Genomic DNA, 1222 nt, shown 5'->3' on the forward strand with positions numbered 1-1222 from the left:
CCAGCCGCTCGGCGCAGAGGCCAACGCAGGCGGCGCGCACCAGCGAGGTGGTGAAGGTGCCGGCGCAGATGGCCCCCTCCGGGGCCAGCACCAGGCAAAGATCCGGGTTGCCCGAGGGCTTCAGGCCGGCCGTGACCGCCGCGGCCAGGAACCCGGCCGGCGCCGTGACGCCGCCGGTGATCGGATGCCAGAGGGCGGAGAGGGAACCGGCGGACATGGAACGGCGGCGGCGGAAACGGCAGGCGGCCAACCACGCGGCTTGGAAACGCCTGGGCCAATCCTGCCCTGACGGACGCTGGCAACCCCCCTAGCCTGCGTTCAAGGCCGCAGCACGACGCCGATGGCGATCTGGGAGAAGGTGCGCAGCGAGTTCATCGACGTCATCGAATGGCCCGAGCAGGGGGAGTCTGAGGGCCCCGATGCCGATGCCGGAGCCACCCTGGTGTGGCGGTTTCCGCGCCAGGGCAACGCCATCAAGATGGGCGCCCAGCTCACGGTGCGCCCAGGCCAGTGGGCCGTGTTCGTGAACGAGGGGCGCATCGCCGATGGTTTCGGGCCGGGCCGCTATGTGCTGGAGACCCGCAACCTTCCCTTCCTCACCAGCCTGCTCTCCCTGCCCTACGGGTTCGAGAGCCCGTTCAAGGCGGAGGTGGTGTTCGTCGCCACCCGCCAGTTCACCAACCTCAAATGGGGCACCCGCCACCCGGTGCTGGTGCGCGACCGGGAGCTGGGGCCGGTGCGGCTGCGGGGATTCGGCACCTACGCCCTGCAGGTGCGGGATCCGGCCCAGCTGATGCGCGAAGTGACCGGCAGCCAACCGCACTTCAACATCGAGGGGATCAGCGAGCAGCTGCGCAACCTGATCGTGACCCGCCTGGCCGACCTGCTGGGCGAGAGCGAGCACCCCGTGCTGGAGCTGGCGGCCAACTACGACGAACTGGCTGGCGAGCTGGGCCAACGGCTGGCGCAGGAGGTGGAGGGCTACGGACTGGCCTTCACCAGCCTGCTGATCGAGAACCTGTCGCTGCCGCCGGAAGTGGAGGCGGCCCTCGATCGCCGCAACCAGATCGCCCTCAGCGGCGACCTGCAGGCCTTCACCACCTATCAGGCCGGCATCGCCATGGAAAAGGCGGCGGCCAATCCCGGCGGCGAGGCGGCGGCCGGGGTGGGGATGGGTATCGGCCTGGCGATGGCCCAACGGCTGGCTGGAACGGCGGCAGCC

The 1222-nt window shown here is 70.5% G+C and carries 1 protein-coding gene and 1 pseudogene; one reads left to right on the forward strand and one right to left on the reverse strand.

Going from position 1 to position 1222, the window contains the following annotated elements; translation table 11 throughout:
• Positions 1 to 217, reverse strand: a pseudogene (locus tag VB716_RS14560) (arginine biosynthesis bifunctional protein ArgJ); the annotation flags it as partial.
• A 123-nt stretch (positions 218 to 340) separates the two neighbouring features.
• On the opposite strand from VB716_RS14560, the gene VB716_RS14565 reads away from it, so the two are divergent.
• Positions 341 to 1222: SPFH domain-containing protein (locus tag VB716_RS14565; protein WP_323270862.1), on the forward strand; the 882-nt coding region annotated here is incomplete at its 3' end.

Source organism: Synechococcus sp. CCY9201, from assembly GCF_034931105.1.
Classification (GTDB): domain Bacteria; phylum Cyanobacteriota; class Cyanobacteriia; order PCC-6307; family Cyanobiaceae; genus CBW1002.